The following is a 218-nucleotide window of genomic DNA, read 5'->3' as shown; positions in this document are numbered from 1 at the left end:
TCGTCAAATTGCTGGGCGGGCACGGGTTCGACTTCCAGATCTGGTCCGTGGTCGATGGCGACTTCCCGGCCTCGGCGGTGGATGCGGACGGCTGGCTGATCACCGGATCGAAACACGGTGCCTACGAGGATCATGACTGGATCCCCCCGCTGGAACAGCTGATCCGCGCCATCCGCGAGGCAGGCCGCCCGCTGGTCGGCATCTGCTTTGGCCACCAG

General features: G+C 65.6%; 1 pseudogene. It reads left to right on the top strand.

The features are described 5' to 3' along the window. Nucleotides 1–218 (top strand): annotated as a pseudogene (locus B3849_RS04710) (type 1 glutamine amidotransferase); the annotation flags it as partial.

Source organism: Sulfitobacter sp. UBA4523 (assembly GCF_002388305.1).
Taxonomy (GTDB): domain Bacteria; phylum Pseudomonadota; class Alphaproteobacteria; order Rhodobacterales; family Rhodobacteraceae; genus Sulfitobacter; species Sulfitobacter pontiacus.
Note: the sequence above shows the minus strand (reverse complement) of the source record. Positions and strands in the feature narration are given on the sequence as shown.